The 25,272-nt window shown below is 68.1% G+C and carries 28 protein-coding genes; 16 read left to right on the plus strand and 12 right to left on the minus strand.

Translation table 11 applies throughout. From position 1 onward, the window contains the following. Nucleotides 1-32: 32 nt before the first annotated feature. Nucleotides 33-1,280, minus strand: coding sequence for a PTS transporter subunit EIIC (locus AB5L97_RS05250; RefSeq protein ID WP_307958749.1), 1,248 nt, complete (start codon nt 1,278-1,280; stop codon nt 33-35). 70 nt (nt 1,281-1,350) lie between these two features. On the opposite strand from AB5L97_RS05250, the gene AB5L97_RS05255 reads away from it, so the two are divergent. After that, nucleotides 1,351-1,695: a glucose PTS transporter subunit EIIB gene (locus AB5L97_RS05255; RefSeq protein WP_369046738.1), complete on the plus strand. Its 345-nt coding sequence runs from the start codon at nt 1,351-1,353 to the stop codon at nt 1,693-1,695. Continuing rightward, complete coding sequence (locus AB5L97_RS05260; protein WP_307958747.1) at nt 1,695-2,159, plus strand: PTS sugar transporter subunit IIA; 465 nt, start codon at nt 1,695-1,697, stop codon at nt 2,157-2,159. Before AB5L97_RS05255 ends, AB5L97_RS05260 begins: the two co-directional genes overlap by 1 nt. Before the next feature lie 17 nt (nt 2,160-2,176). Here AB5L97_RS05260 and AB5L97_RS05265 read toward each other — a convergent pair whose 3' ends face one another. Continuing rightward, on the minus strand, nt 2,177-2,923 hold the full coding sequence (locus AB5L97_RS05265; protein ID WP_369046739.1) for a GntR family transcriptional regulator: 747 nt from the start codon (nt 2,921-2,923) through the stop codon (nt 2,177-2,179). 88 nt (nt 2,924-3,011) lie between these two features. Between AB5L97_RS05265 and AB5L97_RS05270 the strand changes: the two genes are divergently transcribed. Beyond that, nucleotides 3,012-3,671 carry an HAD-IA family hydrolase gene (locus AB5L97_RS05270; protein ID WP_369046740.1) on the plus strand — a complete coding sequence of 220 codons (660 nt, stop codon included), beginning with the start codon at nt 3,012-3,014 and terminating at the stop codon, nt 3,669-3,671. Nucleotides 3,672-3,716: 45 nt separating this feature from the next. On the opposite strand, the gene AB5L97_RS05275 is transcribed toward AB5L97_RS05270, so the two are convergent. Then, nucleotides 3,717-4,049: a TfoX/Sxy family protein gene (locus AB5L97_RS05275; protein WP_307958744.1), complete on the minus strand. Its 333-nt coding sequence runs from the start codon at nt 4,047-4,049 to the stop codon at nt 3,717-3,719. Between the two features lie 111 nt (nt 4,050-4,160). Between AB5L97_RS05275 and AB5L97_RS05280 the strand changes: the two genes are divergently transcribed. Together AB5L97_RS05280 and AB5L97_RS05285 are read left to right on the plus strand one after the other, a co-directional pair. Further along, nucleotides 4,161-5,042 carry an NAD(P)-dependent oxidoreductase gene (locus tag AB5L97_RS05280; protein ID WP_369046741.1) on the plus strand — a complete coding sequence of 294 codons (882 nt, stop codon included), beginning with the start codon at nt 4,161-4,163 and terminating at the stop codon, nt 5,040-5,042. Nucleotides 5,043-5,051: 9 nt separating this feature from the next. Next, nucleotides 5,052-6,173, plus strand: coding sequence for an alcohol dehydrogenase catalytic domain-containing protein (locus tag AB5L97_RS05285; protein ID WP_369046742.1), 1,122 nt, complete (start codon nt 5,052-5,054; stop codon nt 6,171-6,173). 1 nt (nt 6,174) lies between these two features. Here the strand turns inward: AB5L97_RS05285 and AB5L97_RS05290 are convergent, their stop codons facing one another. The 7 genes from AB5L97_RS05290 to AB5L97_RS05320 form a co-directional block, all read right to left on the minus strand. Beyond that, nucleotides 6,175-6,582 carry a hypothetical protein gene (locus AB5L97_RS05290; RefSeq protein ID WP_307958741.1) on the minus strand — a complete coding sequence of 136 codons (408 nt, stop codon included), beginning with the start codon at nt 6,580-6,582 and terminating at the stop codon, nt 6,175-6,177. A 28-nt stretch (nt 6,583-6,610) separates the two neighbouring features. Further along, nucleotides 6,611-7,708 carry a fatty acid desaturase family protein gene (locus AB5L97_RS05295; RefSeq protein ID WP_307958740.1) on the minus strand — a complete coding sequence of 366 codons (1,098 nt, stop codon included), beginning with the start codon at nt 7,706-7,708 and terminating at the stop codon, nt 6,611-6,613. 118 nt (nt 7,709-7,826) lie between these two features. Continuing rightward, the gene (locus AB5L97_RS05300) at nt 7,827-8,030 is read right to left on the minus strand and encodes a cold-shock protein (RefSeq protein WP_307958739.1); all 204 of its coding nucleotides are present in this window, start codon (nt 8,028-8,030) and stop codon (nt 7,827-7,829) included. Between the two features lie 315 nt (nt 8,031-8,345). Further along, nucleotides 8,346-9,878, minus strand: a complete 1,533-nt coding sequence (locus tag AB5L97_RS05305; RefSeq protein WP_369046743.1) for a CHAD domain-containing protein — start codon at nt 9,876-9,878, stop codon at nt 8,346-8,348. Between the two features lie 113 nt (nt 9,879-9,991). Continuing rightward, nucleotides 9,992-10,744 (minus strand): DUF4386 family protein, encoded by a 753-nt coding sequence (locus tag AB5L97_RS05310; RefSeq protein WP_369046744.1) that lies wholly within the window; start codon nt 10,742-10,744, stop codon nt 9,992-9,994. A gap of 89 nt (nt 10,745-10,833) precedes the next feature. Further along, on the minus strand, nt 10,834-11,508 hold the full coding sequence (locus AB5L97_RS05315; RefSeq protein ID WP_307958736.1) for a hypothetical protein: 675 nt from the start codon (nt 11,506-11,508) through the stop codon (nt 10,834-10,836). Nucleotides 11,509-11,598: 90 nt separating this feature from the next. After that, nucleotides 11,599-12,150, minus strand: a complete 552-nt coding sequence (locus AB5L97_RS05320) for a flavodoxin domain-containing protein (protein WP_369046745.1) — start codon at nt 12,148-12,150, stop codon at nt 11,599-11,601. 144 nt (nt 12,151-12,294) lie between these two features. Here AB5L97_RS05320 and AB5L97_RS05325 point away from each other — a divergent pair, with 144 nt between their 5' ends. Both AB5L97_RS05325 and AB5L97_RS05330 read left to right on the plus strand, forming a co-directional pair. Continuing rightward, nucleotides 12,295-12,888, plus strand: a complete 594-nt coding sequence (locus AB5L97_RS05325) for a hypothetical protein (RefSeq protein WP_369046746.1) — start codon at nt 12,295-12,297, stop codon at nt 12,886-12,888. Between the two features lie 192 nt (nt 12,889-13,080). Then, entirely contained in the window at nt 13,081-14,745 is a 1,665-nt protein-coding gene (locus tag AB5L97_RS05330) for a phosphodiester glycosidase family protein (RefSeq protein ID WP_369046747.1), read from the plus strand. Nucleotides 14,746-14,805: 60 nt separating this feature from the next. Here the strand turns inward: AB5L97_RS05330 and AB5L97_RS05335 are convergent, their stop codons facing one another. Then, nucleotides 14,806-15,180 (minus strand): hypothetical protein, encoded by a 375-nt coding sequence (locus tag AB5L97_RS05335; protein WP_369046748.1) that lies wholly within the window; start codon nt 15,178-15,180, stop codon nt 14,806-14,808. A gap of 126 nt (nt 15,181-15,306) precedes the next feature. On the opposite strand from AB5L97_RS05335, the gene AB5L97_RS05340 reads away from it, so the two are divergent. Next, a complete protein-coding gene (locus tag AB5L97_RS05340; protein ID WP_369046749.1) occupies nt 15,307-15,624 on the plus strand; it encodes a putative quinol monooxygenase in 318 nt (105 codons plus the stop codon). An 87-nt stretch (nt 15,625-15,711) separates the two neighbouring features. After that, nucleotides 15,712-15,933, plus strand: a complete 222-nt coding sequence (locus tag AB5L97_RS05345) for a hypothetical protein (RefSeq protein WP_369046750.1) — start codon at nt 15,712-15,714, stop codon at nt 15,931-15,933. 103 nt (nt 15,934-16,036) lie between these two features. Here the strand turns inward: AB5L97_RS05345 and AB5L97_RS05350 are convergent, their stop codons facing one another. Beyond that, on the minus strand, nt 16,037-17,713 hold the full coding sequence (locus AB5L97_RS05350) for a PucR family transcriptional regulator (RefSeq protein WP_369046751.1): 1,677 nt from the start codon (nt 17,711-17,713) through the stop codon (nt 16,037-16,039). A gap of 126 nt (nt 17,714-17,839) precedes the next feature. Between AB5L97_RS05350 and AB5L97_RS05355 the strand changes: the two genes are divergently transcribed. The 7 genes from AB5L97_RS05355 to AB5L97_RS05385 all read left to right on the plus strand — a co-directional run bounded on the left by AB5L97_RS05355 (nt 17,840) and on the right by AB5L97_RS05385 (nt 25,244). Further along, nucleotides 17,840-19,135 (plus strand): alpha-hydroxy acid oxidase, encoded by a 1,296-nt coding sequence (locus AB5L97_RS05355; RefSeq protein WP_369046752.1) that lies wholly within the window; start codon nt 17,840-17,842, stop codon nt 19,133-19,135. Then, entirely contained in the window at nt 19,132-20,079 is a 948-nt protein-coding gene (locus AB5L97_RS05360) for an ABC transporter substrate-binding protein (RefSeq protein WP_369046753.1), read from the plus strand. Before AB5L97_RS05355 ends, AB5L97_RS05360 begins: the two co-directional genes overlap by 4 nt. Nucleotides 20,080-20,091: 12 nt before the next feature. Then, the gene (locus AB5L97_RS05365; RefSeq protein ID WP_369047362.1) at nt 20,092-21,015 is read left to right on the plus strand and encodes an amino acid ABC transporter permease; all 924 of its coding nucleotides are present in this window, start codon (nt 20,092-20,094) and stop codon (nt 21,013-21,015) included. Continuing rightward, nucleotides 21,012-21,776: an amino acid ABC transporter ATP-binding protein gene (locus AB5L97_RS05370; RefSeq protein WP_369046754.1), complete on the plus strand. Its 765-nt coding sequence runs from the start codon at nt 21,012-21,014 to the stop codon at nt 21,774-21,776. The genes AB5L97_RS05365 and AB5L97_RS05370 overlap by 4 nt, the downstream gene beginning before the upstream one ends. A gap of 53 nt (nt 21,777-21,829) precedes the next feature. Further along, a complete protein-coding gene (locus tag AB5L97_RS05375; RefSeq protein WP_369046755.1) occupies nt 21,830-22,330 on the plus strand; it encodes a RidA family protein in 501 nt (166 codons plus the stop codon). 119 nt (nt 22,331-22,449) lie between these two features. Beyond that, nucleotides 22,450-24,192 carry a glycoside hydrolase family 13 protein gene (locus AB5L97_RS05380; protein ID WP_369046756.1) on the plus strand — a complete coding sequence of 581 codons (1,743 nt, stop codon included), beginning with the start codon at nt 22,450-22,452 and terminating at the stop codon, nt 24,190-24,192. Between the two features lie 167 nt (nt 24,193-24,359). Beyond that, nucleotides 24,360-25,244: an excalibur calcium-binding domain-containing protein gene (locus tag AB5L97_RS05385; protein WP_369046757.1), complete on the plus strand. Its 885-nt coding sequence runs from the start codon at nt 24,360-24,362 to the stop codon at nt 25,242-25,244. The last annotated feature ends 28 nt before the right edge of the window (nt 25,245-25,272 follow it).

Here is a 25,272-nt window from a genome sequence, read left to right on the forward strand (position 1 = left end):
GGCGAGCGGTCGCCGTCGTGCGCTGCCTCGCCCTACTTGGCGGGCTCGGTCTCGACCGTGACCTCGTCGTCCTCGCGGCCCGGCGTGCGCAGGTTCCACCGTTTGATCACGAACGAGAACAGGAAGTAGTAGACCAGCGCGTAGCCGATGCCGATCGGGATGAGGAGCCATCCGTTCTGGGACTTGCCGAAGTTCAGGATGAAGTCGATCAGGCCCGCGGAGAACGTGAAGCCGTCGTGGATGCCGAGTGCGTTCACGAGGGCCAGGGACGTGCCGGTGAGCGCGGCATGGGCGATGTAGAGCGGGAACGCGACGAACATGAACGAGTACTCGAGCGGCTCGGTGATGCCCGTGAGGAACGCGGTGAGCGCGGTCGAGAGCATGATGCCGCCCACGATCTTCCTCTGCGAGGGCTTCGCGTGGCGCCAGATGGCGAGGGCGGCGGCCGGGAGGCCGAACATCATGATCGGGAAGAAGCCGGTCATGAAGGTCCCCGCACTCGGGTCGCCCGCGAAGAAGCGGTTGAGGTCTCCGCGCACCAGCTGGCCGGACGCGTCGGTGTAGTCGCCCACGAGGAACCAGACCATGGAGTTGAGGATGTGGTGCAGGCCTGCCGGGATGAGCATGCGGTTCGCGAACCCGTACACGCCGCCACCGACCACGGCGTTGGAGGCCACGGCCTGGCCCACCCAGGACAGGCCCGAGTTGAACAGCGGGTACAGGAGCGAGAGGACCACGCCGGAGACGAGGCTCGTGACCGAGGTCAGGATGGGCACGAGGCGGCGGCCGGAGAAGAAGCCGAGGAAGTCCGGCAGCTTGGTCCGGTAGAACCTCTGCCACAGCGATGCCGAGAACAGGCCCACGATGATGCCGGCCAGAACACCGTAGTTGATGACGGCGGGCTTGCCGGCCGGGTCTACCTGGCCGGCAAGGACGATCGGTGACATCGCCTTGAAGACGCCGTCGATCACCATGTAGCCGACCACGGCGGCGAGGGCCGTCGAGCCGTCCGACTTCTTGGCCCAGCCGATGGCGATGCCCACCGCGAAGATGAGCGGGAGCCACGCGAAGACGGCGTTGCCGGCAGCGGAGATGACCGCCGCGCCCTGCCCGAAGCCCGGGATGGCCCCGAGCAGGTCCGCCTGGCCGAGTCGCAGCAGGATGCCGGCGGCGGGCAGGACCGCGATGGGCAGCATGAGCGTGCGCCCGAGCCGCTGGAGGGTCGCAAAGACCAGGTTGGGCTTCTTGTCCGGAGCCTTGGCCGGCGTATCAATTGCCATGAGATGCACCTTTGCGGTTCTTGGTCTTGAGGTCTTGTGCGTATCCGGCCCGAGCCGGTACTGTCTGGTTATGACCAGTTCAGTCTGGACGGCTCCGGGATCCGATGTCAAGGGGCAATCCGAACCGTCCGGAGCTCACGGCTCCGCGGGCTGGTCGCAAGCGCACAGTCAGAGAGGACATGCCATGTCGAAGGCAGAGAAGATCATCGCGGGCCTCGGTGGGGCCGGGAACATCGTCGAGGTGGAGGCCTGCATCACGCGCCTCCGGACCGAGGTCAAGGACGCCTCCCTTGTCAATGAGGGCGCACTGAAGGCCGCCGGAGCGCACGGGGTACTGGCAGCGGGCACCGCGGTCCAGGTCATCGTGGGACCCGAGGCGGACACGCTCGCCGAGGACATCGAGGACCTGCTCTGATGGCGGCAACCCTCGTGGTCCGCGCGCCACTCGCCGGCATGGCCATGCCCCTCGCGGAGGTCCCCGACCCGGTGTTCTCGGCGCAGATGGTCGGCTCCGGCGCGGCCGTCGAGCCGCCCGCGGGTGCCGTGTTCGACGTCGTGGCCCCGGTCGCCGGGAAGATCGTCAAGCTCCTGCCCCACGCGTTCATCGTCGTGGACGAGGCGGGGCGTGGGGTGCTCACGCATGTCGGCATCGACACGGTCAAGCTCAAGGGCGAGGGCTTCGAGCTGCTCGCTGCGAAGGGGGACACGGTCGACGCCGGGGCTCCCGTCATGCGGGTCGACCCGGCTGCCGCTGTGGCCGCCGGCTACTCGCTCGTGAGTCCCGTCGTCGTGCTCGACACCAAGCCGGACGCCGCGAGGGTCCTGGCCAGGGGTCCGGTTGACGCGGGGGCGGACCTGTTCTCAGTCAACGGCGCCTGAGCGGAGCGCAGGCTGGGCTACAGCCGGACTTCCATGCTCAACGCATAGCGGTCCGAGCGGTACCACGAGCGCGCGTGTTCGATCGGCAGATCGCCCGAGAATGACACCCGGTCGAAGAAGAGGATCGGTGCGCCCGTGCCGGTGCCGAGGAGCACGCCGATGTCTGCGGGCGCACCTTCGGCCCGGACGGTCTGGCGCGCACGGTCGATCTGGTGGCCGAACTTCTCGGCCAGTGCCTTGTACACCGAGCCGGTGAGGTCGATGTCCAGCAGCCGCTCAGCATGGGTCGGGTGGTACCACGCGTCGTCGACGCTCACTGGCCGCCCGTCGGCGAGGCGCAGCCGGCGCAGGTGGATCGCGTCGGTGCCGTGCTCGAGGCCGAGCGCATCCGCGGTGTCCTCGGGCGCCGTCGTGCGCTCGGCCGTCAGGACCACTGTGCTCGCGGTGAGGCCCCGCGACTCCATCTCCTGCGTGAACGAGGCGAGGTGCAGGGTGGACTGGATCGCGGCGTCCGCCACGAAGGTGCCCTTGCCCGGGACGCGCACGAGGTGCCCCTCGGTCACGAGGCGGCCGATCGCTGCCCGGACCGTGATGCGGGAGACGCCGTAGGCGTCCATCAGGGTGCGCTCGCTCGGGAGCCGGGCACCCGGCTCGAGTTCCTCTTTGGCGAGCTTGAGGATGATGGAGCGGAGCTGCTCATGCTTGGGGACGCTCGAATTGCTGATGGATGCCACGCGCGGTGCGTCAGCCTGGGTCGCCGGCACGGGGGCCTCCTCGCATCTGGTGCGATCCAGATAGGACCACTATGGGGATTATGTCATGTGCGGTGGGGAGACTCAGGAGAATGGACCCATGAAGATCCAGACCGTCACCGCCAGCGCCCTCCTGCTCGACATGGACGGGACACTCGTGAACTCGGATGCCGTGGTCGAGCGGCTCTGGTCCGAGTGGGCCGCCGTGCAGGGCCTCGCGTGGGGAGCGGTCGAGCCGCTCATCCACGGGCGCCAGGGCTGGCTCACGATGTCGCTGCTTCTGCCGGATCGGCCCCCGGCGGACAATCTGGCTGACGAGAAGCGCATGCTGGACGAGTCCCGTGTGGACGTTGCCGGCGTGGTCGCCGTGCCCGGCGCGGGCGTGTTCCTCGCGGCGCTCGACGGTGTGCCGCACGCGCTCGTCACCTCCGCCGACGACGACCTCGCACGACGCCGCATGGCCGCCGGCGGCCTGCCGTTTCCGGCCGTCGCGGTGACAGCCGAGATGGTGGGGGCGAGCAAGCCCGACCCCGAGGGGTTCCTCCTCGCCGCGTCGACGCTCGGAGTGGATCCCGGCGCATGCCTCGTGCTCGAGGACTCCGAGGCAGGGATCGCCGCCGGTCTTGCGGCGGGGGCGCGCGTGCTCGGCGTCGGCGAGCGCGCGGCGTCGTACTCGCCGACCTACTGGGTGCCGGACTTCACGGCCGTCTCGGTGTCCGTGGCGCACGACGGCGGGGTGCGGCTCATGCTCGTCGGCTGAGCGGGGGGCCCGGTGGCACAGCGCAGCGGCGTCGGAGCCCGGCGGCTACTTCGGCGGCAGTGAGCCCGCGTATGCGACGCCGACCCGCACCCAGTGCCTGAGCCCATCCTCGGAGTCGATCACCTCGTCTGCGACGCGCAGCCAGCCGTCCATCGCCTTCCCGCGCATGACGGCGCGCTCGACGCCCGGGGTCGCGCACAGCTCGTCGCTGGCCGCGGGGTCGGCGCGCAGGAGCATGCCGCCGTTGCCGCTCGCGCTCACTGCCATGTTCCCGCCGACCAGGAACGCGAGGCCGCCGAACATCTTCTTCTCGGTGAAGTCGGCCGTGCCGATGAGGACGCCGCGGATCCGGTCCGCGAGCTCTGTGTCGTATGCCACGGAGACATCGTCGCAGGGGGCCTTCGCCGGGGCAATGCCCTTCGGAGGCACGCGGCCTTGAGGGCCCGGCGCTGCACGAACTAGCGTGGGCACAGGTCTAAGGAGGCACACATGGGCACATCAGTCGCCGTACTCGGCACAGGGATCATGGGCGCGGGGATGGCGAAGAACCTCGCCAAGGCGGGGTTCGAGGTCGCCGTCTGGAACCGCACGCGCGGGCGGGCGGAGGCTCTCGCGGACGACGGCGCGCGGGTCGCCGAGAGCGTGGCCGACGCCGTCAGGGACGCGGACATCGTGGTGACGATGCTGTTCGACGAGGCCGCGATTGCCGACGCCATGGGTGAGGCCCTGCCCGCGATGAAGCGCGGCGCCGTGTGGGTCCAGAGCGCCACCGTCGGCGTGGAAGGCGCGCAGCGGCTGGCCGGGCTGGCCCGTGCCCAGGGCGTCGCGTTCGTGGACGCGCCGGTCATGGGCACGCGCCAGCCCGCGGAGCAGGGGACGCTGACAGTCCTCGCGGGGTGTCCGGGCGAGGTGCGGGGCGCCGTCGAGCCGGTGTTCGACGCGATCGGCTCGGAGACGGTGTGGGTCGGCGAGAGGCCAGGCGACGGGCAGCGCCTCAAGCTCGTGATGAACTCGTGGGTGCTCACGCTCGTCGGCGGCACGGCGCAGGCCATCGACCTGGCGCGCGGCCTCGGGCTCGACCCGCAGCTGTTCCTCGACACGATCTCCGGCGCCGGGACCGACAGCGCGTATGCGCAGCTCAAGGGCGCGGCCATGATCGCTGGCGAGTATCCGCCGGCGTTCCCTCTCGAGGGTGCGGCCAAGGACTCTGGGCTCATCGGCGACGCGCTCCGGTCCAGCGGCGTGAGCGCGGTGCTCATGGACGCGCTGCGTGACCGCTTCGAGGCAGCGGCGGCGGCCGGCCACGGCGCAGAGGACATGGCCTCCGTCGTGGAGGCCTTCCGTTCAGGCTCCGGCCGCGGCCGGAACTGAGGAGCGAGCGTGGCTGCCACCCGCATCATCCGCGGCGCCGTCCTGAACACCTTGGACGCGCACGCGCCGTACGCGGCGAGCCAGCCGCTCACCATCGACGAGCTCGAGCTCACCGGCCCCGGGGCCGGTGAGCTGCTGGTCCGCATCGAGGCGGCTGGCCTGTGCCATTCGGACCTCTCCGTGGTCAACGGCTCGCGCCCGCGACCGGTGCCGATGCTCCTAGGCCACGAGGCGGCGGGCATCGTCGAGGAGGTCGGGCCCGGCGTCGTCGGCGTGGGCCCCGGGCAGCGGGTCGTCATGACCTTCCTGCCACGCTGCGGGGAATGCGCGGCGTGTGCCACTGAGGGCCGCCTGCCGTGCGAGCGCGGGAGCGCCTCGAACGCGGCCGGGACGCTCCTCACGCGGACCCGCCACCTCACGCGCAGAGGAGAAGCAGTGCAGCATCATCTGGGCGTGTCCGGCTTCGCGACGCATGCCGTCGTCGACGAGCGTTCGGTGGTGCCCGTGGGCGACGACGTCCCGCCCACCGTCGCCGCCCTCCTCGGATGCGCGGTGCTCACGGGCGGCGGGGCGCTGCTGAACGCGGGGAGGATCACCGCAGAGACGAGCGTCGCCGTCGTGGGCCTCGGGGGAGTGGGGATGGCAGGACTGCTGACGGCTCTCGCGACGGGCTGCCGGGTCATCGCGGTGGATTCGCAGGAGTCCAAGCTCGCCACTGCGCGGGAGTGGGGGGCCGCCGAGGCCTATACCCCGGGGGAGGCCGTCGAGCGAAAGGTGGAGGCCGACGTCGTGCTCGAGGCGGTGGGCCACCCGCGGGCGTTCGAGACCGCCTTCCGACTGCTCGGGCTCGGCGGGACCCTCGTGACGGTGGGGCTCCCCGCGCCGGGGGCGACGGCTGAGATCGAGCCGCTCCAGCTCACGGCCCGGGCTCAGACCGTGGTGGGCAGCTACCTCGGCTCGGCGGTGCCCAAGCGGGACGTGCCGGCGTTCGAGGAGCTGTGGCGAGCGGGACGGCTCCCGCTCGAGCGGCTCGTCTCGCGGCAGATCACGCTCGAGGAGATCACCGAGGGCATGGACGCGCTCGCGTCAGGCTCGGTGATCCGGCAGCTGGTGACGTTCGACGGCGGGTGAGTCACACGTGCGGTTGGGCCACGGCGTAGGCGCTCGCGATTCCAGGCGCGGTCGCCTGGAACACAGTGCCCCCGCCCGGCATCACCATGTACGCCAGGAACTCCTCGTCGAAGGTGACGATTCCCGAGGAGACGGCGTCGAGCTTGGCCCGCATCAGCACCGAGAGCTGCCGCCAGTGCCTGCGGGCGGCGTCCTGCGAGCTCCGTGAATCCGGCGGGCCAGCGGCGGCCACCGCGACCGGCAGGACGAGCCGGAAGCGGCGGTCGCCGGTACTGAAGGCCACGCCGGCCCTGCCCTGTTCAGAGCGGAACTGGAACTGCCGAATGCCAGACGCGGCGAGCATGTCCCTGATCTCCGCCTGAGACTCGGAGCAGCTGAGCGAGGCCCCCCGAACGTAGTTCGTTCTCATGATTCAGGGTACGCCCGGCCGCTCGCCATCAGGCGCGCCGGTACTGGGCGGTGATGGGGCATTCGAAGGGGTCGCGGGCGGCGAGCCCGACGCGGTTGAGGTAGCTGATGACGATCCCGTAGGAGCGCCACAGGTTGGTCTCCGTGTAGGGGACCTTGAGGGTACGGCAGTGCTCGCGGACGATCTGCCGGGCCTGCGCCAGATGAGGGCGGGGCATGCTCGGGAACAGGTGGTGCTCGACCTGGTAGTTGAGGCCGCCCATGAGCCACGTTGCCCACCAGCCTCCCGAGATGTTCCGGGACGTGCGGACCTGCTTGCTGAAGAAGTCGAGCCTGGCGTCCTTCGCGATGACCGGCATGCCCTTGTGGTTCGGGGCGAAGGTCGCGCCCATGTACAGGCCGAACACCGCGAGCTGGACACCGAGGAACGCGAACGCCATTCCGACCGGGAGCAGGAGGAAGAGGGGCGTGAGGAAGAGTGCGAAGCGCAGCACGATCAGGCCGATCTCGATCCATCGGCCCTTCACGGGGCCGCGGGAGGCGAGGTGGCGCGCGCTGAGGAAGTGGAGGTTGATGCCCTCGAGGGTCAGCAGGGGGAAGAAGAACCAGCCCTGCCGGCGTGTGATGAGGCGCCTCAGGCCCTTGGCCTGGGAGGCGTCCTCCTCGATGAAGGAGATCGTGTCGACCTCGATGTCCGGGTCCTTGCCGACGCGGTTGGGGTTCGCATGGTGGCGGCTGTGCTTGGAGTCCCACCACGAGTAGCTCATGCCGACGACGGCTGCGAGCCCGCGGGCGAGCCTGTCATTGGCTGGCCCGGACGCCAGGATCTGGCGGTGGGCGGCCTCATGAGCGAGAAATGCGATCTGAGTGAAGACGATCCCCAAGCCAGCGGCGATGAGGAGCTGGAACCAGCTGTGCCCCAGCAGGATTGAGCCGGTGAGGCCTGCTCCGAGGAGTACCACGAGTGCCGCTCCCACGAGGGAGTAGAACCACGGCGTGCGCCGAAGGAGCCCAGTCTCGCGGACAACCTGCGAAACCTGGAGATACGCCCGGGTCAGGGGCGGGAACGTGTCCGTGCCCGCGTGCGCCTTGGGGCTGCGCGGGGCCTGGACTGTGGGGCTGGACACCGTCGAGATCAGAGCACCTTCTATGGGGTTAGCGCTCAGTTCAGCGCAGTGGGTGAACAGCAGGAGTTGAGCCCGTGGGCGGGCCGCAGAAGCGGCCCGCCCACGAGATGCCTCAAAATCAGAGAGGGCGGATGTTCACGGCCTGCGGACCCTTGGGGCCCTGCTCGGCGTCGAACTCCACCTGCTGGCCCTCTTCGAGGGAGCGGTAGCCGTTGGAGACGATCGCGCTGTAGTGCGCGAAGACGTCGGGGTTGCCGTTATCGGGCGCGATGAATCCAAAGCCCTTCTCGGAGTTGAACCATTTCACGGTGCCAGTGGCCATTCTTGTTTTTCCTTTTGTGCATCCGGCCGTTGACGGCCGGTCATAAGCCGCGGCGACGGCGCCGACGCGGACAATGGGGGGTGAGTGAGTCAGATGAGAGTCAGTGGGTGCGTCCTCCGGCCGAGTGGCCGTGCGCAGCAGATGTGGAGATATGCTCTGAAGAATTTGAGCCGCAGAGAGAAGGCGTTCGAGGCCTTAGGCCAAACCACCATTCTTGGGAGGCGGCGTTCTTGACTAGTCTACACGGTCGATCGTGCGCCGAAGACTCGCCCCTGACTGACACATCATCCACCTACGCGAACCGAGTGGGCCTGCCTACTGGTTCTTGATGAAGTCCGCCCAGTCGCGGACGAACTGTGCGCGTGCCTCGGCGGCCCGTTGCTGCTCGAGGGCGTGCAGGCGACCGAAGCTGAACGCACTGTCGCCGTCGTCGTGCGCCTGCGCCGCGAGATCGAGGAGATGGGCGCGGCTCACCACCGAGTCCTGGACCGTCCCGAGGGTCTCCTGGATCCGCTCCGCGGATTTGGCCAGCCGGGAGGCCCGCTTGCCCAGCACCGGGGTCGCGGCCTCTGCCGCGTAGCGCAGGCGCTTGGCGCTCTTGCGCACCTCGTGGAGCGCGGCATCGACCGCTTCCTCACCAGCCGCCTCGCCCGAGGAGTCGGCATCATCGGCGTCCTCCGCTGCGCGTACGGCCTCCTTCAGTCGCTCGATGTCCTTGGCGATGTGGCGCGCCACCGTCTTGCTGGCCTTCTGGTGCGCGCGGTCGGTCAGAGGCGGGTCGGCAACGAAAGCGTCGAGCGAGTCGAGTAGGTGGAAGTACCGTTCGCTGTCCATGGCGGCCAGACCGACGTCGTGCGCCTGCCGGTAGCGGGAGTCCGACTCCTCCTGGATACGCTGCGCGACCGGACCCACGAGCAGTTCGGGCAGCTCGCCCGCAGCGAGGGCGGTGAGGCGCTCGCGCATGACCTCGACGTCGCGCGCCTGGCCCACCGTGCCTGCGAGCCACTGCAGCTCCGCACGGAGGCGGTCTGCGGTAGGGGCGTCCACGAGCTTCTTGAACGTTGCGAGCGCCGAGCGCATGCGGCGCGCGCTGACCCTGAGCTGGTGGACGGCGTCCTCGGCATCGAGGCGCACGCCGGGGTCCACGGTCTTGAGCGCGTCGACGTGCCGCTGCAGGTACGTCAGAAGCACGACGCCGGCCTGCCCCTTGCGCTTCGGGGCCGCCGCGGGCTTCGGCTTCTGCGGGAGGGAGGGGCCGAGGGCGCGGGCCAGCTTCGACGCGAGCTCTGCCGGGTGCACGCCGTTGGAAGCGAGCATCTCGTCGGCCGCGGTGAGCAGGTCCGGGGTGCCGTCGACGAGTTCGATCTCCCACTCGCGCCACCGCTGCTGCTGCCCGATGCCGGGAGGCGCCTGGGACTCGACGCGGTCGTCGCTGAACTCGGCGAGCACCTCTCCGCCCGCCGTGAGCAGAGGGGAGGCGGTGCGTCGCGTCGTCAGTTGGGCGACCGGCACGAGTTCTGCGGCCCGAACGTGGACGGCGACGAGCCGGCGGAGCCGCTCGGGCACTGCCTTGCTGTCGACGCCCAGCGGCTCCCTGATCTCGCGGCGCGCGGCGCCCTCGGGCAGCTTGAGGTGCCAGCCCGCGTCCGAGCCTCCGGTGCGGTGGCGCAGCGTGATTCCGTGCGTCGCGAGGGTGAAGTCGTGGGTGTCGAAGTAGACGGCCACGAGGTGATGTGTGACCGGCGGTCCGACACGGTCCACGCCGGGGAGGCCTGCGAGGGGCTGTACGGCGGCGTCGTCGTCGACGTTGTACTTGCGTTCCACTTCGAGGATTTCCTGCGTGGCCATAGCTTCAGACTACGGGCGCCGTCTAGGGAACGCACCGGGCAAAGGACCCGGATTCCGGCATCCGCAGGGAAGGCTCTCGCCGGGAAACAGGTGGGCTCGTGGAACGTCGCGGGCTATGGCCGCGTTGCCCGCTGCGTTCCGCCAGCGCCGTGGCGAGGCTCGCGGGAGCGGGACTGCGAGGCCCGATCGAGCCGCAGCAGGGCGATTCCGACCGCCGCGAACCACACCCACAGCAGCGGCCCGTAGACCGCGTAGAGGGAGGCGACGGCGAAGCGCAGCGCCTCGCTTGCGAGACCCAGGGCGCCGGTTGCGAGCCCGAGCCAGCCGGTCCAGTGGGGGAGGACCCCACGGACCATCGGGAGGCAGATCAGGAGGACGCCGAGCGGCGTGAGGATCCCCGCGAGCGTGACGGTGTTGTTGCCGGCCACGAGCGCCTCCGCGGCCGCGACGAAGGCCGAGCGCGCGCCGTCGTCCGCCGCCGTGTACTGGTCGCTCAGCGTCACCAGCGCCAGCGTCCCGACGCTCGTGGTCGGCACCGCGAGGAGTGCGATCCAGGACCCCGCGCCGACCACGAAGCCGAGGACCGCAAGGCTCGGCCCCGCGGGCAGCAGCGCCAGGAGCAGGGCCGTGAACACGACGAGCCCGAACAGCGACGGCACGAGCCACAGCAGCTGCTGGGCGATGTACGAGGCCTTGTGGTCCGCGATGAAGTGCAGGGTCGCCTCGCCGCCCGAGACCGGCGGCGGGTTGACAAAGTAGAGCGCGAGCGCCGCGACCCCGAAGGCGACGAACAGGAGCGCCGCGACCCCGGCGGTCCGGTACAGCGGGACCCAGGCGCGCGCGGTGAGCCCGGGGAGCAGTGTCATGCCTCGATGTTAGGCATCCCGCCCCATGGGGGCCTTGGGCACAAGGGCCCGCCGTCACCGGACGGGGACTTCCGCCGCCCGCCGGGTCATCAGTCCGTTGGCGCGGGGCTCTCGGCGTTCCGCTTGAGCACGCGCAGCATCCTGGCCTGCATGATCCATACGATCGGGGGGAAGAGCACGTCGGAGAGGAGGGGGCTGACCCATCGTGGCCGGAAGGCCTGGTACCCGCCGATGACGAGCCGGGTCTCGCCGTCCTGCAGCTCGTTCAGGAGGAACCCCCAGAGCCCTTCCGTGTAGGCCGCCGGCCGCGGCTTGGCCGGGTCGAGGGGCCGGCCGCGCAGGTCGCTGAGCCCATGGAGACCGAGGAACCGGTTCGCCTCGAGGACCGCCACCGTCCAGGCGTCGACGGCGCCGTCGCGGCCCGTCCAGTACTTCACGGTGTCGCCGACGGCGAGGGCCTGCCATTCTGGATGGATGCTTCTGGCGCTCGGGTGGCCGCCGTTGTCCAGACGGTCCCACGAGTACCACCCGCCGCGGTCGCCGCCGAGCTGCACGAGCCACGGCCAGACCTTCTCCGGCGGAGCATTGATCGTCACGGCCATGGTCGCTCCGCGCTCGCCGTCGGGGACCACCTCGGCACCCGGGTAAGGGCCTGTGATCTCCTCGCGGGTCGCGCCCCAGTTCTTGAGCCGAGGCCGGATGGCCGTCCAGTATACGAGGGCCGCAGCGGCGCCCGCGCCCACGGCCGTCACGCGCTTCTTCATGTCTCGAGTCTGCGGCTCCCCGCCGCATTCGGACAGGGGCGGCGCACGAGGCGGCGAACGACGCCGGGTGCGCCCCGCCGTCGTCCGCCGTCACGTGCCGGGCGCGCTGAGACCCGCGGCGAAGTCCTCGGCGAAGCGCCGCACGCCGTCCCACTCGGTGTAGACGTAGTCGCGCGACGTGTCGGTGCCGAGGGTGCCGAGGGTGCCGGGTTTGCCCGCCGCGATCCGCTTCATCATGAGGCGCTTGACGAAGCCGTACTGCGTGAAGAGCAGCGCGCCGGCGAACAGGGCCACCTTGGCCGGCCGCCAGCCGGTCTGCTCCTCGAACTCGTCGACGTACTTCTCGGCCTCGCCGGTGGCGCTGTGTGCGTCGAGGCTCACGGAGAAGAAGGCCGAGGGGCGCGAGGTGAGCGTGCCGCGGTTCTTCTCGACGAAGTCGACGACGCGCTTGTCGTGCTTGCCGACGTGGATGGAGCCGCCGACGATTACGCCGTCGTAGGCGTCCGGGGCCTCGTCCTGTGAATCCCTGAGGTCGAGCATCGTGGCGTCCAGGCCGCGGCTGCGGAGGGAGTCCGCGATGACGTCCGCGATCTTCTCGGTCTGCCCCTCGGTCGTTCCATAGGCGATGAGGACCTTCTTCATGTCGGCTCCCTTCCGTTGCGTCAATGCTTCCGCGCGCGGGTGCACGGCGCCAGTTGCGAAGGTCCCGGTCCCGACTTCAGAACGCGTATACCCCGGGCCCTTGTGCTCTCGTGCTGTTCGCCTCCGGCTGCTTAGGTTTCCTGCATGGAGAGGCAGGACCCGCGGCGGGACTCGGAGCAGCTGCCCGATGGGCCCGACTACATTCCGCCCCCATACCCCTACGACAACCAGCCTCAGTACCCCTACCTGCGGCCTCGTGGCGATGGGTACGCGACGCCGCCCGCGCCGTTTCCGCGGCGCCAGCCCACGGAGGCGGGCCAGCGCTTCGCGACACGCCTCGCTGTCGGTTTCGTCATCGCGACGGCGGCGATCCAGCTCCTCATCGGGGTGGGCACCTTCTCCCTTCAGATGGATTACTACAACTCGGACGATCTGCGGCGCGAGTTCGACGTGGGTGCGATGCCAGGCGAATCCTTCGAGGACTTCCGGGCGTCCGTCTTGATCCTCACCGAGGCTTTCGTTGGTGTCGCAGCACTAGGTGCGGTCGCGCTCATGGTCGCGTCGGTGAACATACTGAACAGGCGGCGATGGGCGCGGGTGCTGGCCATCTGGGCGCTGGCGCTGGGCATCAGCACGGTCGCGCTCGGCCTCTATAACCTTCCCATCGTGTTGATCGCCGTGCCCGCGATCGTCCTGCTGCTGCGCAGACCGGTGACGATGTACCTGAATGGTCCCTAGGGCAGGCTGCCGGTCGATGGCGGCGGCGCCACGGGAGGGGACCGCGTGCGCCGCTCGCCTCCGCACAGTTGACGTCAAGGAATGCCCACCGCGCAGGGGGCATTTCGAGGCTGAGGTGAACTCGGCGGGAAGCTTGGACCAACTGTGCACGGATCTGCCCCCGCACCCTCGACGCCTTCGTAGCCTTGAACGGTGCGCTCACCCAAGACCCCTCGAAGCCTCCTCGCCGTCGGCCTCGCGGCCGTCGTCTCAGCCTCTCTCCTCGGTCCGGCGGGTCCGACCCAGGCTTCCCAGACGAAGCCCGCGTCGGTTCCGTCCGCCCACCTTGACCTCGGCGCCCAGGACCTACCGGAGACCCGGACCGAGAAGACCCTCGCCCCAGGGGTCACGCTGACGCAGATCCATCGCGGCGCCGCGGACAGCTCGCTGTTCTGGACGGCGGAGGTCGCGATCCCCTCCGGCTCACCCGATCCCGACGCGCCGAAATCGGCGCTTTCGAGCCAGTCGGCCGCGGAGGCGGTCGCCGCCAAGCTCGCGACGGCGGGTGTGGTCGCACGCGTTGAGCAGGTGGTTTCGCCGCAGCTGGCCGACGCGGGAGGCCTTCTGGGCTACCGGGTCCGTGCCGGACACTTCACCGTGAAGGCCGATGGCTCCGCCCTGATCGCCCAGATCAAGGCGGCCGGCTACTCCTCGTCGGTCATCTACACCGGCTGGGACGGCGACGCCGGAACTATCGGCCAGACGCGCGGCCCGTGGAACCTGGATGTCATCACGATCGACCCGAAGCAGTACCACGGCGAGCTTTCTGCATCCTTCGGTCCGGACCTGGAGGCGCCCGAGACCACGAGTCAGCTCGCTGCGGCCCAATACGCGGTCGCGGGCGTCAACGCCGGCTTCTTCGTCTTCGACCCGACTGCCGGCGCCCCAGGGGACCCGGCAGGCGTGGGCGTCTACGGCGGCAAGACCCTTCGCGAGCCCGTTGGCGATCGCCCCGGCCTGATCCTCGATGGTGCAGCCAACCGCACGAGCATCCAGCGCCTCACCTGGGCCGGCTCCCTGTCGGCGGACGGCGCGAACGTGCCCCTGACGGGCATCAACCGCGCCCCCGGCTTGATCCGCAACTGCGGCGAGAAGGGCGACCAGCCCACCGAGCTGCCCCAGCAGGACGTCACCTGCACCAACCCGGATGAGCTCGTGGCCTTCACCCCCGAGTTCGGGGCCAAGTCACCCACGGGCGCAGGGCTCGAGGCAGTCCTCGACAGCCACGGCACCGTCACCTCCGTCACAGACTCCCGCGGAACCGCGGTCCCGGCCGGTGGCCACACCGTCCAGGCCACCGGCACCGGCATCGCGCAGCTGCGCGGCGTCGCCCACATCGGGCAGAAGCTGAGGGTCAACGTCGACACCGTCGGCGAGGACGGCAAGAGGCTGCCGACCACGAAGGACACGAGCGTCGTCAATGGCGGTCCCATGCTCGTGAAGGACGGCAAGGAGGACGTGACCGCCCGCCAGGACGGCATGGTCCACCAGAACGACTCCAACAGCTTCTACTACGGTTGGGTCCACAAGCGGAACCCGCGCACCTTCGCTGGAACTGACGCCCAGGGTCGCACGATGCTGGTTACTGCAGACGGCCGCTCGACCAGTTCGCTCGGGCTGAGCCTGAAGGAGGAGGCCGGCGTCGCCCAGTCCCTTGGCATGATCCAGGCGATGAACCTCGACGGCGGCGGCTCCACGACTGCCGTTGCCCAGGGTGCGGTGGTCAACACCCCGTCAGGAACGTCGGAGCGGCCCGTCGGCGACGCGATCCTCGTCCTGCCCACCCGCACAGACTCAGAGGCCGCGCGGCGTCCCTGACGCCTCTCTCGGGCGGACGACGGCGGGTGGGCACTCGCTATCGTCCGCCTGCTGCCGGGATTACTCGTCGTCGCCCTCGGCGAGGTGCAGCGAGGCGGCCTGGAGGATGCCCTCGATGCTCGCGGCGGGGACGTCCTGCCGGTAGGCATCGGCGACGCTCTTGAACCCGATGGCCATCCCGAGGACGAGGCGCGTGTAGTCCGGCGCCATGGCCTCGATGACCTGCCGGACCACCTGGGGCAGCACCTTCTGGAGCACAGCGGCCTGCTCCGGGGAGCCACCCGCGAACGACACCGACACCGTGTCGTCCACCCGGGCCAGAGTCTTCAGCGACTCCTTGAACATCGCCGTTGCGGTCGGGTCGTCCGGCTCCCAAGAGAGGGCGGCGGTCAGAATCCCTATGCCGCGCTGGATCATTTCCATGTCCTCGCTCATGGGTCCATCGTCCACCCGCTCGCGCGACGCGAGCCGAGCGGTGCGCGGGATCCAAACACGTTGGTCCCGGGCCATCATGGTCACGTAGCCGTCGTTGTTCCGTCACCCCACAACCAGGAGAGCACTTTGATCTACATCAGCGCGAAATTCCCCGTCAAGCCCGAGTACGCTGACGCGTGGCCTGAAATCGCCAAGGATTTCACGGAGGCTACCAACGCCGAGGACGGCTGCCTGTTCTTCGAATGGTCGCGTTCCCTCGCGGACCCGAGCACGTACGTGCTGCTCGAGGCCTTCCGCGATGACGAGGCCGGCGGCGAGCACGTGAAGTCGGCGCATTTCAAGAAGGCCACCGAGGAATTGCCCGCTTACCTTTCCCGGACGCCGGACATCATCAACGTCAAGGTTGACGGCTGGTCCGAGTTGGGGGAGCTCGCCGTGAGGTGAGCGTCAACTGCGGGGAGCGGACGACGGCGGGTACGAGCCCGCCGTCGTCCGCCCGCCCCGTGTGCTCGGAGGCGCCCCTGCTAGCCTGTGCCGCGGCAAAGCAAGCCCTTCGACGGCTGGTTCGGCGGTTGCTCGGTGGCCGGGCACGCCGCCGGGTCGGCGAAGGACACCGAGGACACGCTCCGGTTCGCCGCCCTCACCGGCGTGCGCCCACTCTTCGAGACGTACCCCCTCGAGGAGGCCGCCGACGGCTTCGACCGCATGATGTCCGGCAAGGCGCGATTCCGGGTGGTGCTGACGGTGGAGTGACGGCGTCCGAAGCGTCCCGGCGGCCGGTGAGCCGGGGGACGCCTCGGAGCGTTTCGGTTACTCGATCGTGGTGAGGTCGCGTCTGCGGCCCTCCGTGAAACACCTACCGAACCGACCACTGCTGCTTGGATGCGAGGTCCATGGTTGTGATGCGCAGCCAGAGCCAGAGTCGCTTCTGTGGGTCCTCGAGATCGAGGTCGAAGTCCTTGGCGAGCCGCGTGATTCGATAGCGGACGGTGTTTTGGTGCACGTGTAGACGCGCCGCCATCGAGGAGATGCTTCCGTTTGACTCCATGTAGGTCCGTAGCGTGCCGAGGTAGTCGGTCTGCTGTTCGGCGTCGTACGCCTGGAGCTTGACGATGTCATCGAGGTCTGCGAGTCCGCTCGTATCGATGAATGCCCCTATCCTCAGGAGATTGAGCGGGACCAGATAGTCCTCGAAAAGCCCCACGGAAGGACTCGTATTTCCAGGGGTGTCGCCCTTGCCCGCCTGCTGGTGCAGCAAGTATTGCAGTGTCTGCAGCGCCTCTGACTTGGATTCTGGAAGGCCTTCCACTCTGGCCGCGACCCCGCCAACGGCAGCGATGAGCGTATAGGTGCTGATCGTGTGGGCGTACGCCGAGATTTCTTGGACCACCCGCCGATGAACGGCCCTCGAACTAGTCCCATCGAAGGGAAGGAGTGCGTAGACCACCGAATCAATGAGGGCGGTATGGCTGGTGCTGAACTGCACAGTGCAGACGGTGGTTACGAGGTGCAATAGCCGGTGGATTTCTCGTACCGATTCCAGGCTCCCGGATTCGGGCCGGACGATGGAAAAGGCGGCGACGGCGAGCCCACCGGAGGATTCGAGTCCCAGTTGGGCGGCGGCAAAGGGAGCATGTCCTGGGTCTTCCATGAGCGTTCGGATCAGGTCGGCGTTCCGGCGTTCCCCGAAATCGGACGCCGATCGTGCGTGGAGCATGTGCAGTCCGGCCAGTGGCGCAATCCTGTCGAGGGCTTCCAGGGCTGCACCTCGACCGTCTTCTCCCGGGTCGATGATCCAGATCGAGCCGAGCAACTCGCCGCCCGCCCTCACTGCAAGCGCGAGCCTGGCCATCCCATCATCTGCTGACGGGATGAACACCGCGCTCGCGGACGCGTAGACGACCTTGAAGTCTGCATCGAAGGCTGGCGGCCTGAGTTCCTGCAGGGAGAGCGTCGTCGCGCGGCGCAGCTCGTCGATGGGCTGTCCTGGCAGGGTCGAGTAGCCGAGGATTCTACCGAGCGGATCGACGATGCTCGCCGCCCCGTTGGTGATGGATGCGGCGGCGTTGGCGAAGGCGTAGAGGTCCCCGAGGCGGACGCCGGACACGGAATCCGCGGCGGCGCCCATCACTGATGCCCTGGCCAGTGCCACAAGCCGCGTCCAATCCGCGTTGTCTGGCGCGATGAGGACGGCGAGATCGTGGCTGACGGCGGCTGATCGAAGCTTCTCCAGAGGTGTCCCGTGGGCCTTGACGATCACTGCGGCAGCGTTGCTGTTCGCGGCCCGGTGAAGCATCTGGTCGAAATCCGGTGAACCGGACGAAAGCCCGACGGCGAGGATGATCCGGTCGTCGATGCTGGTCCATTCGTCCAGGGGGTCGTACATGAGCACGTCCAGCACCGGATGCCCCAGGTTGTCAGGGGTGGGATTCGCGTGGACCAGATCCGCCTGCATGAGTCGGATGCAGTCGGAGAGCCGCACGACGGCCGCGTTGAGACCGGGCGCCCCGCGGTCCTCGTCCTTCATGTCCATGGTTGGAAATTACCACAGCATGCAAGCGAATCTTATGGAGAAATCCACATATAGAAGGGGAGCGATCTACATCACGATGGAGGAGGGCGCCACACGAGAGATTCGCAGACTACGGAGGAACAGAGCATGAGATTCAAGGACATCAGGGCGCTTGCCTCGGTGCAGGGACCGGCCCGGTCCGTGTCTGAGCGCCTCTCCCGGCGGTGCCACAGCGTCGAGGATATGAGGAAGCTGGCCGCCAGGCGCCTTCCCGGGAGCGTGTTCGACTACATCGAGGGTGGCGGCGAGGACGAGGCCTCCCTGAAGCGCAACCGTTCGTCCTTTGAGGACTGGGCATTTCTCCCCAAATGGGGCTCGGTTGAACATCTTGACCTAAGCTCAACCCTTCTGGGCGGCGCGGTGTCGATGCCGCTGACGCTCTCACCGACCGGCGGCACCCGCCTGTTCCACCCGGACGGCGAGACCGCCGTCGCCCGGGCGGCCCTCGCGGCAGGCGTGCCCTACGGACTCGCCCACTTGAGCACCACGACGATGGAAGATGTCAGCGCCGCCACCCCGGGCCTTCGGCGGTGGTTCAACATCGAGCCCACCGCGGACAAAGGTTTACTCCAGGCCGTCCTCCACCGTGTGTCGAATGCCGGATACGAGGCACTGCTCGTCAACGTCGACTGCCGTGCCATTGGCCACCGGGAGCGCGACTACCGCAACGGATTCACCGCGCCGCCGTCGATCAAGCCCAAGACAGTCATGGAAGGGGCGCTGCACCCGCGGTGGGCGTTCGGATTCTTGGCCAACGATGCGATCGCCTTCCCCAACCTCGACGCAGACGTCCCCGATGGCCCCCTTTCGAGCACCCCTGACATGTGGCGGACGCTGCTGGCAGGATCCTACGAGCCGACGGACTGGGACGACATCCGGGACCTGAGGTCTCGCTGGAACGGTCCCATCATCCTCAAGGGCGTCGTCAATCCGAGGGACGCCATCATCGCGGCCGAGCTTGGTATCGACGCCATCCAGGTCAGCAACCACGGCGGCCGACAGCTTGACCACATGGCCTCCCCCCTGGACGTCCTTCCCGAAATCGCCGAGAAGACCGCGGGCCTGATTGAAGTCATCGTCGACGGCGGCATCCGTCGTGGGTCCGACGTCGTCAAGGCGATTGCGCTCGGCGCCGATGCCTGCTCCATCGGCCGCCCGTACCTCTACGGGCTCGCGGCGGCCGGCCAAGCCGGGGTGGCCCACGTTCTGAAGATGTTCGCGGCCGAAATGACCCGCACCATGATGCTCCTCGGAGTTTCCACGATCGAGGAACTCCGTGGAGAAGGCCGTGAGCTGATCCGGCACCGCAGCGAAGCGTTCCAAGCCATCACCCCGACCCCCGAGGCCCACATGGCCCATGCAGAAACGAGGTCCTCCCGATGAAATCCCCAACCGCGAACTCTGGCACGAAACGCTCCAGGATCCACGTCCCCGCCTCCGTCGCAACGGCAGCACTGCTGCTTGCCGTCACGGCTTGCACCCCCGCAACGTCCGCCGCTTCTGCGGTGTCGCCGGGCGGGACCGCGGGGCAGGACGCGGGCGTCCCGGCGCTCGAGGTCAACCAGGCTGCGGCGCAGCTGCTCCCGGAATCGATCAAGGCGACTAAGGTCCTGCGCGTAGCCATCCCCACCAATGAGCCGCCGACCCAGTTCTACCGGGAAGGCACTCAGGAGATGACGGGTGCCAACCCCGATGTCGCACGCCTGATCGGAGAGGCGCTCGGAGTGAAGGTCGAGATCCAGGTAGCCAATTTCGATTCCATCATCCCGGGGATCGCGGCTGGACGGTATGACATGACTGTCTCCTCGATGACCCCGACGGCGGAGCGCATGAAGGTGCTTGATTTCGTCGACTACATGCAGATGGGCAGCACCGTCGCAGTCGCGAAAGGCAATCCGCTGGGGCTCAATGAGGAGTCCCTCTGCGGCAAGAAGGTCGGAGTCCTGACCGGTTCCTACCAGCTCACGGTCGACGTCCCGGATTTCGACAAAGCGTGCACGGACGGCGGCAAGGACAAGATCCAGACGAACGAGTTCCAGGACACTCGTCAGGCTGTTTCGGCCTTGACCAGCGGACGCCTCGACGCCGTCCTGGCAGATTCGCCCATCCTGAATTTCGCCGCAACGCAGAACCCACAGATCGAGATCGCCGCCAAGTACGGCTTCGCGCCGGTCGGCGTCGGTATGCCGAAGGACTCCGGCTTGGTCAAGTCTGTCTCCGTCGCCCTCACCACCGTGATCAAGAGCGACTCCTATGTCAAGGCCCTTGGAAAGTACGGACTTGAATCCAGCGCCATTGCCGACGCCCGCGTCAACTTCGCCCAATAGGAGGTGACCATTATGCAGCAACACACCATCCCCGACACAAGGCAAAGTCCTCCTACCGCCCCGGGTGACTCCATCCCGGTCGTGCCGCTCAGGCACCCCGTCCGCCTCGCAATCGCCGTTGTCCTCATTCTTGTCGCGTTCAGCGCCGCGTGGGACGTGGCGGTGAACCAGCGGTACCACTGGGACGTCGTTGTCTCCTATCTCTTCGCCCCGCAGATCATGACAGGAGCCGGGCTCACCATCCTCCTCACCGTGGTGTCGATGAGCGTCGGCATTTCCCTGGGCACGGTCCTGGCGATCATGCGGCTCTCAGCGAACCCGATCGTCAAAACCATCAGCCGGGCCTATATCTGGTTCTTTCGCGGCACCCCGCTGCTTGTGCAGCTGATCTTCTGGTACAACATTGCAGCCTTGTATCCGGTGATCGCCGTCGGGCTGCCTTTCGGCGGACCCTCCGTGGTCATTGGCTCGGCGAACGTGCTCGTCTCTCCGCTTGGTGCGGCCTTGCTGGGGCTGTCATTGAACGAGGCCGCCTATATGGCCGAGATCATCCGGGGCGGCATCGGCTCCGTAGACAAGGGCCAGTACGACGCCGCCCGGGCTCTGGGGATGAACGGCAACAAGCTCATGAGCCGGGTCATCCTCCCTCAGGCGATGCGCGTCGTCCTACCACCGACCGGCAACCAGGTCATTTCGATGCTCAAAGGCACCGCGCTGGTCAGCGTCCTGGCAATTTCGGACCTGCTGTATTCGGCGCAGATCATCTACGCAAACAACTACCAGACCATTCCGCTGCTCATTGTCGCTAGTCTCTGGTACTTGCTCATGACAACCATCCTGAGCTTCTTCCAAACCAGACTCGAACGACGCTATGGTCGCGGCTTCGACGTGTCGCCGCGACGCACCAGCCGACGGAAGACAAGGACAGCCCGATGAGTACCGCCATGGTGGAGGCCCAAGGAGTGCGCAAGAGCTTCGGCTCGACCGAAATCCTCAAGGGCATTGATCTGAAGGTCGAACGGGGCTCCGTGACCTGCCTCATCGGCCCATCCGGCTCGGGGAAGACGACGTTCCTCCGGTGCATCAACCACTTGGAGAAGGTCGATGCCGGCCGCCTGTACGTCGACGAGCATCTGGTCGGCTATTCCGAGCGGAACAGACGCCTCTACGAAATGAAGGAGCGGCAGACGGCGCGTTCCCGGCTGAATGCCGGCATGGTCTTCCAACGCTTCAACCTCTTCCCGCACATGACCGTGCTGGAGAACATCGTGGAAGCACCGATACATGTCCTAGGACGCCCGCGGAACGAAGTGGTTGTGGAGGCGCAGTCTCTGCTGGATAGGGTCGGTCTTGGGAACAGGCGACATTCCTATCCGCAGGAACTCTCGGGCGGGCAGCAGCAGCGGATCGCGATTGCACGCGCACTGGCCATGAAACCCAAGCTCATGCTCTTCGACGAACCAACATCGGCGTTGGACCCGGAACTCGTGGGCGAAGTGCTCGACGTCATGAAGTCCCTGGCCGAAGCCGGAATGACCATGGTGGTCGTCACGCACGAGCTGGGCTTCGCGCGCCAAGTCAGCGACCAGATCGTCTTCATGGACCAAGGCGTGGTCGTCGAAAGCGGCAGGCCCGCGGACGTCCTGGGCGATCCGCAACACGAACGCACCCGGGCCTTCCTCTCCAAGGTCCTCTAGAACATCGAAACCATGCCCGCCTTCAGACCGGCCTCAAGAAGGGACTCAGCTCAATGACTCGACATCAGGTACTCACCGACCTCGCACCCACCTCCGCTGGACCGTACTCCCAGGCCATCGCCGCCAACGGCTTCCTCTTCACGGCGGGCCAGACACCCCACGACCCCGTCACCGGCCGCACCGTGGGGACCACCATCGGGGAGCAGACGGTGCAAGCCATGAAGAATCTGGCTGCGGTCCTGGAGGCGCACGGCCTGGATTTCTCACATGTCGTCAGGGCAACGGTGCATCTGCACCATCCCGGCCGCGACTTCGCAGGATTCAATGCGAGCTATGAGGAGTTCGTTGTGCCCCCGTACCCGGCACGAACCACAGTGGGTTCGTTCCTTGGCGACTTCCTCGTCGAGATTGACGTTGTGGCGGAGCTGCGGGAGCCGTCTCGGGACTTCGATAGCAGGCTGCCCCGCCTGCGACTGGGAACCACGGGAAGCGGCGGAGTCGAACGGTTCAAGCATGCGCCGGACGAGGCGCTGGCCGTGGAATCGGGCCAGTAGGCTCTGTTCGGCGAGCACCACGCCGGCGACGCGCCTCCCCGAGGCGAGTCGTCGGCCTCGTGCTCGCCTCGCCGATCCCGATGCGGCGCGGCACGCTCCGCGAGGATCATTCTTGATCCATGGCAACTCCACGCACGGTGCATCATCCCGAGACCGCCCTGGGCCAGCATTGGTTCCACAGCGCGGTCGTCTACCAGATCTATCCGCGCAGCTTCGCGGACTCCAACGGCGACGGCGTCGGGGACCTCGGCGGCGTCATCAACCGCCTCGACTACCTCGGGCACTTGGGCGTGGATGTCGTCTGGCTCTCGCCCGTGTATCGCTCCCCGCAGGACGACAACGGCTACGACATCAGCGACTACCAGGACATCGACCCCCTCTTCGGGTCCCTCGCCGATCTGGACGAGCTCATCGCAGGCCTGCACGAGCGCGGCATGAAGCTGGTCATGGACCTCGTGGTCAACCACACCTCGGACGAGCACCCCTGGTTCGCGGAGTCCCGCGCCTCCAAGGAATCTCCCAAGCGCGACTGGTACTGGTGGCGCCCGCCGCGGCCCGGCCACGAACCGGGCACGCCCGGGGCAGAGCCGAACAACTGGGCATCGTTCTTCTCCGGCCCGGTCTGGGAATTCGACGAGGCCACCGGCGAGTACTACCTCCACCTCTTCTCGAAGAAGCAGCCGGACCTGAACTGGGAGAACCCCGAGGTGCGGCGGGCCGTCTACGCGATGATGAACTGGTGGCTGGACCGCGGCGTGGACGGGTTCCGCATGGACGTCGTCAACTTCCTCTCCAAGGACCCGGCGCTGGGGGATGCCCCGGCCACCGAGGGCCAGCCCTACAGCCACGACCGCAGCGGCTACGTTTGCGGCCCGCGCATCCACGAGTTCCTCCAGGAGATGCACCGCGAGGTGTTCGCCAGCCGTGCCCCGGGACTGTTGAAGGTCGGCGAGATGCCCAGCGTCACGCTCGAGGACGCTGTCCTGTTCACCGATCCGGCGCGTGCGGAGCTGGACATGGTCTTCCAGTTCGAGCACGTGAACCTTGACCACCTTGACGGCAACAAGTGGCGGCCGGGCGCACTCCGCCTCACCGACCTCAAGGCCTCCCTCGGGCGCTGGCAGTCGGGGCTCGCGGACCGGGGGTGGAACAGCCTCTACTGGGGCAACCACGACCAGCCGCGCGCCGTCTCCCGCTTCGGCGACGACGGCGCGTACCGCGAGCTCTCGGCGAAGATGCTCGCTGGCGTCCTGCACCTTCACCGCGGCACCCCCTACATCTATCAGGGCGAGGAACTGGGCATGACCAACATGGCCTTCACCGGGATCGACGCCCACCGAGACATCGAGGTCCTCAACCATTACCGGGAGGCCACGAGCGGGCTTGGGCTCGACCCGATCGAGGTTCTCGCCGCCATCGCGCCGCTCAACCGCGACAACGCGCGCACTCCCGTCCAGTGGGACGCCGGCCCTGCCGCCGGCTTCAGCACCGGGACGCCGTGGATCGTGGTGAACCCGAATGCGGTGGAGATCAATGCCGCCGACCAAGTTGACAGGGAGGACTCCGTCTTCAGCTTCTACCGCCAGCTCATCCGCCTCCGCCACGAACTGCCGGTGATCGCCGACGGCGACTTCACGATGCTCCTGCCGAACCACGAGGCCGTCTACGCTTTCACCCGGCGACTGGGCGCGGCGGAGCTGCTGGTCTTGGGCAACTTCTCCGGGGACCCCCAGCAGGTGGACGTTGGCGACCCAGGCTGGGCGGACGCGGACCTTCTGCTCGGGAACTACTCCGGCAGCCCCAGCCTGGACCTGCGCCCGTGGGAGTTCACCTGCCGGCTGCGGACCGCGGACGGTGGTTGAGGGGCAGCCGGCGTCGAGTATCTCAGCGGCCGCCGCGACGAACTCGGAGTCTGAGCGGAGCCGGATCCCGGCGGTGCGCGGCCACGTCCGCTAGCATCGTGCTCGGCGTCGCACTCGCGCCATGGGGACGCCCGTCTACGGGCATGGGGGAAGGGGGTGCCACTGCCATGAGCAGGGCATCGAAGATCTGGATCACTCTGGGAAGTATTGTCGTTGGGCTCATCCTGGTTGGGGTGATCCCGGTCGTCGTATCGGTGGTCGCCGCCGTCGGCTTCGTCATCGGGCTCGTCTGGCTGTTCCGCCGCACCAAGTACGTCCGCCGGGGTCCGGCCGTCGCCCTCGTGGCTGGATCGCTCGTCGTCTTCGGGATGAGCACGGCCGTGGCCGGGAGCCGATCGACACCAGACACGACGCCGGCGGCGGCAATCTTCGCCGGATCCGGCGCGGCGCTCTTGCCGACGCCGACCGCCACCGCGCCGTCCTGCGCAACACCAGCGCCGACGGTCACCGTGACGGCGACGGCGACGTCAACGGCGTCGTCCGCTGCGAGCACGGCACCGCTCCGGAACAGCGGGTCTGCGACGCCGTCCGCGTCCGGTTCGGCCTGCCCCACATCCACGACCACCGTGTTCGTGGCGCTCCATCACCAGAATGAGGTGTGCACGGTCGACGCCGACCGCTACGCCGCCGCCGGGGTTGATCTCGTCTGCACCAAGAACGCTGCGGGCAGCCTCGTATGGACGGACAAGACGACGGCGGATCAGCGCGCGGCAGATGCCAAGAAGGCCCAGGACGCCGAAGCCGCGCGCGTCGCCGAGGAGCAGCGCCAAGCGGAGGCCGCCCGGCAGGCGCAGGCACAGAAGCCTGCGCCGGCAGCCCCGGCAGCCCCGGCAGCCCCGGCAGCCCCGGCGCCCGCACCCGGACCGGCCAGCGTGTACTACCCGAACTGCGCTGCCGCGAAGGCCGCCGGCGCCGCCCCGCTCTACGCTGGCCAGCCGGGCTACAGGTCCGGACTGGATGCCGATCATGACGGAATCGCCTGCGAGCGGTAGGGGGAGCGGACGATGCGGCGGTGGGACG

Source organism: Sinomonas sp. P10A9 (assembly GCF_041022165.1).
Lineage (GTDB): Bacteria > Actinomycetota > Actinomycetes > Actinomycetales > Micrococcaceae > Sinomonas > Sinomonas puerhi.

Bases quoted from the DNA above. Each gene is read 5' to 3' on its own strand.
- AB5L97_RS05250 (WP_307958749.1), bottom strand. From the start codon at position 1,280: ATGGCAATTGATACGCCGGCCAAGGCTCCGGACAAGAAGCCCAACCTG.
- AB5L97_RS05255 (WP_369046738.1), top strand. From the start codon at position 1,351: ATGACCAGTTCAGTCTGGACGGCTCCGGGATCCGATGTCAAGGGGCAA.
- AB5L97_RS05260 (WP_307958747.1), top strand. From the start codon at position 1,695: ATGGCGGCAACCCTCGTGGTCCGCGCGCCACTCGCCGGCATGGCCATG.
- AB5L97_RS05270 (WP_369046740.1), top strand. From the start codon at position 3,012: ATGAAGATCCAGACCGTCACCGCCAGCGCCCTCCTGCTCGACATGGAC.
- AB5L97_RS05280 (WP_369046741.1), top strand. From the start codon at position 4,161: ATGGGCACATCAGTCGCCGTACTCGGCACAGGGATCATGGGCGCGGGG.
- AB5L97_RS05290 (WP_307958741.1), bottom strand. From the start codon at position 6,582: ATGAGAACGAACTACGTTCGGGGGGCCTCGCTCAGCTGCTCCGAGTCT.
- AB5L97_RS05300 (WP_307958739.1), bottom strand. From the start codon at position 8,030: ATGGCCACTGGCACCGTGAAATGGTTCAACTCCGAGAAGGGCTTTGGA.
- AB5L97_RS05305 (WP_369046743.1), bottom strand. From the start codon at position 9,878: ATGGCCACGCAGGAAATCCTCGAAGTGGAACGCAAGTACAACGTCGAC.
- AB5L97_RS05310 (WP_369046744.1), bottom strand. From the start codon at position 10,744: ATGACACTGCTCCCCGGGCTCACCGCGCGCGCCTGGGTCCCGCTGTAC.
- AB5L97_RS05315 (WP_307958736.1), bottom strand. From the start codon at position 11,508: ATGAAGAAGCGCGTGACGGCCGTGGGCGCGGGCGCCGCTGCGGCCCTC.
- AB5L97_RS05320 (WP_369046745.1), bottom strand. From the start codon at position 12,150: ATGAAGAAGGTCCTCATCGCCTATGGAACGACCGAGGGGCAGACCGAG.
- AB5L97_RS05325 (WP_369046746.1), top strand. From the start codon at position 12,295: ATGGAGAGGCAGGACCCGCGGCGGGACTCGGAGCAGCTGCCCGATGGG.
- AB5L97_RS05335 (WP_369046748.1), bottom strand. From the start codon at position 15,180: ATGAGCGAGGACATGGAAATGATCCAGCGCGGCATAGGGATTCTGACC.
- AB5L97_RS05350 (WP_369046751.1), bottom strand. From the start codon at position 17,713: ATGGACATGAAGGACGAGGACCGCGGGGCGCCCGGTCTCAACGCGGCC.
- AB5L97_RS05355 (WP_369046752.1), top strand. From the start codon at position 17,840: ATGAGATTCAAGGACATCAGGGCGCTTGCCTCGGTGCAGGGACCGGCC.
- AB5L97_RS05360 (WP_369046753.1), top strand. From the start codon at position 19,132: ATGAAATCCCCAACCGCGAACTCTGGCACGAAACGCTCCAGGATCCAC.
- AB5L97_RS05365 (WP_369047362.1), top strand. From the start codon at position 20,092: ATGCAGCAACACACCATCCCCGACACAAGGCAAAGTCCTCCTACCGCC.
- AB5L97_RS05370 (WP_369046754.1), top strand. From the start codon at position 21,012: ATGAGTACCGCCATGGTGGAGGCCCAAGGAGTGCGCAAGAGCTTCGGC.
- AB5L97_RS05375 (WP_369046755.1), top strand. From the start codon at position 21,830: ATGACTCGACATCAGGTACTCACCGACCTCGCACCCACCTCCGCTGGA.
- AB5L97_RS05380 (WP_369046756.1), top strand. From the start codon at position 22,450: ATGGCAACTCCACGCACGGTGCATCATCCCGAGACCGCCCTGGGCCAG.
- AB5L97_RS05385 (WP_369046757.1), top strand. From the start codon at position 24,360: ATGAGCAGGGCATCGAAGATCTGGATCACTCTGGGAAGTATTGTCGTT.